Origin of the sequence: Myxosarcina sp. GI1, assembly GCF_000756305.1 — a bacterium.
Lineage (GTDB): Bacteria > Cyanobacteriota > Cyanobacteriia > Cyanobacteriales > Xenococcaceae > Myxosarcina.
In genome coordinates, this window is record NZ_JRFE01000070.1 from 1 (window position 1) to 2829 (window position 2829).

Sequence of the window (2829 nt, forward strand, 5' to 3'; positions counted from 1 at the left end):
CAGCAGCATGACCAGCAACAAAACCAGCAGCATGACCAGCAGCATAAGCAGCACCACGAACATGAACCTGATTGGAGGTTAAATCATTCGTCTGATTCAATATTCTTTCAATACATTTTTTAAATTCTGATTTTTGATTTTCAATTTGTTCTAAGCTGTCTTTTTCATAAAAACCTAATTCTTCAAAAGTTAGCTCATCAACTTCATTCAGCAATAAGCTTAATTTATCATCAGTTTCAGCTTGTTCCAGAATTTTATCTAACTGCCTGGTTTCTAGTTCAGATAGTTCTTTAAGAGTTATTAACCTGTAGTATTCATTGAGAATATTTTGATAGCTGCAAATAGATTGCAACTTATCAATGCAATCTATTTTGTGATAGTTTTCTAACTTGATGATAAATTCTTTTGCTTTTGCTCTCAGATTTTCAACTTGTTCTAAGCTGTCTTTTTCATAAAAACCCAATTCTTCAAAAGTTAGCTCATCAACTTCATTCAGTAACAAGCTTAATTTATCATCAGTTTCAGCTTGTTCCAGAATTTTATCTAACTGCTTGGCTTCTAGTTCAGATAGTTCTTTAAGAGTTACCAATTCATAGTATTTAAGTGCTGTTAATTCTAGCTGTAAAGAATTAAAACCAAAAGGAGTTTCAACATTTGGTGGTTTGTCAAATTTAGGATTATTTTCTCTAAGATTAGACCCTCGAATAGTGTCTAATATTTTTTTGATTTCTATATCTTTCATTATTTTACTCCCGCCCCTAAAATGTATATTTCTTCGACGGAAAAGTAAGCTTCTCTCAGGCGTTTTAAAGCTCTCTCTCCTCTTTTTCTTAAAGTCCTTGTAGATAGCTTTTTCTGGTTTTCATTGTCTTGAGAAGAATTTAGGTAATCGCTAATTTCGTTCCAAGATAAACCTTTGACTATGCGTAGTTGTATTAGTTCAAAATCTTCAGATTTTAATTCTTCCAGAGCTTTTAGTAAGCTAGTGATTTGATAGCTGTCTGAGCCATCTGTTTCTGAAGTTGTATCTGGATGTCCATGTTCATTATTAATTAAACGGATATGTAAATCTTCTGACTTTTTTTGTTTCTTACTTTTTTCTCTAATTATATTAAAAGCAACACGATTCAAATAAGCTGGCATATTCTGGATAGATTCTCCAGATTCAATCTTTTTACGGACACGAAGATAAGAATCTAATAAAATATCACTTTCTTGTAGCTGTCCGTCTAGCTTAAACTGACGAAGACTACGCTTGATAAAGAAAAATATCTTGCGTGTACTTTCATCCCACTCCTCTGAGAGAGTGTCATTGACTATCTTAGCCAATAACTCAAGCTGTTCTTGTTTGTTGTTAGGTGTTAATGGTGGGTTAGTCATATACATTCTCTCCTCTAATTAGATGTGTCCAGTCGCTGGGAAAATGTGACACTTTGCGACTAAAAAGTTTTGTTTTATGGAATTTGGTGTAGGAAAGCTTCCCAGCTAACATAGCTAGAAAGCTTGTATTTAAAGGAGTTGAGGTTTGACTAACTACTGTTTCTATCTTTTTTATTATCCAGTTTCGATCCCTGAAGCATTACGGGAACTAATACTTTGATTATCTCTGCTACAGCCAGCAGCAAAATAGAAATAGATATAATAATAGCTGCTGCACCACCTCCATACTTTAATAGTAGTGATAGGTCTGGCTGTTCCAATACAGGTAAGCCTTGAGTGGGAACAGTCTGGATAATGGCTTGTTCTTGTTCTGGCATAGTATTTTTCTTAATTTATTAGTAACGAAGGTATTTAAAACCCAAAAACAAACACGAAGCAGAAATTGACCCTCGCAGATTGCAAAGATGAATAATAAATATTCAATTTAAGTCAATAGTTAGCTTGTTTTTGCTTGTTAGAGTTGGCTTTTTATCCCCTTCTATATAGATGTGGTAATAATTAATATTGATGTGACAGGTTAAATAAAAATACTTTTTTAATACAAAGTGTGATACGAGGCAGAAGAACTATAAGGCGTTTAGTTAAACTAAGTCAGAGGGGTAACTCTCTGACTTAGTTTAACCGAACCCCTAACTTGCTCTAATTTTTATCAAAAGGTATTCAACGACAATTAAAAAGTCTGGTTAGCGATCGCTATCGAACACTGTTAAAAGAAATCCCCACTTCCCTTATTACCTCTCAAATTCAAACTCCTGATTCTTTCTGGCAGAGAGAATACTTTCTCTAATCAAACAGGCTCGTTCGTAAGTTTTCACGATATATTCTCTAGCTAAAACTCGATACTCCGCCTCTGGCATCGACTGTTTCCATTCTTTAAGGCAATCGCTTTGAGATAACACTTGTCCGACTCGATTGAGTAGATTTTCCGAGCGATTGCTAGAAATTGCCTCTTTAATTACCAGCATCGCTACAGCAGTATCTATCTTGTTAACTTCGGCGTAGCGCAGGTTAGGATCTCGTTCGACTCGTTCCCTCAACCCTTTATATTCTTTTTCAAAAAGTTGTTTGGCTGGTTCTAGCTGACTCTGAGAACGTTTGAGAGATTGCTGGTGGGAAAGCCAAACTCTATTTGTTAGTGCGGACTGTTGTAGCTTCTCGTACCGCTCTAACATCCCTTGAAGCTGCTGTAGGTTACTAGCAATCTTGGGCGACTTGACTTTTAGAGCGCGGTCTAGTTTGGTAACGGCTTTGATTAATTCGGTATCGGCTGCCAGAGTCTGATGTTCTACAGAATCTCTAACGGCAGCTAATTTTCCTTGCCACTGTCGCTCTCGATGGTATGCTGCAAGCGTTCTATCGAGTCGTTTAATTGAGTCTCTAAGGTTTGCT

At 36.0% G+C, this 2829-nt stretch carries 4 protein-coding genes; all 4 read right to left on the minus strand.

Annotated features, from left to right (window positions below; genetic code table 11):
* Positions 1-742 (minus strand): hypothetical protein (locus KV40_RS31600; protein ID WP_036489760.1); only part of this gene is annotated, 742 nt, incomplete at its 3' end.
* Positions 742-1380 carry an RNA polymerase sigma factor gene (locus tag KV40_RS31605; RefSeq protein ID WP_036489762.1) on the minus strand — a complete coding sequence of 213 codons (639 nt, stop codon included), beginning with the start codon at positions 1378-1380 and terminating at the stop codon, positions 742-744. The genes KV40_RS31600 and KV40_RS31605, both read right to left, overlap by 1 nt.
* Positions 1381-1529: 149 nt before the next feature.
* Complete coding sequence (locus KV40_RS31610) at positions 1530-1757, minus strand: hypothetical protein (protein ID WP_036489764.1); 228 nt, start codon at positions 1755-1757, stop codon at positions 1530-1532.
* A gap of 414 nt (positions 1758-2171) precedes the next feature.
* Positions 2172-2829: hypothetical protein (locus tag KV40_RS35910; RefSeq protein WP_036489766.1), on the minus strand; the 658-nt coding region annotated here is incomplete at its 5' end.

Bases quoted from the DNA above. Each gene is read 5' to 3' on its own strand.
- KV40_RS31605 (WP_036489762.1), bottom strand. From the start codon at position 1,380: ATGACTAACCCACCATTAACACCTAACAACAAACAAGAACAGCTTGAG.
- KV40_RS31610 (WP_036489764.1), bottom strand. From the start codon at position 1,757: ATGCCAGAACAAGAACAAGCCATTATCCAGACTGTTCCCACTCAAGGC.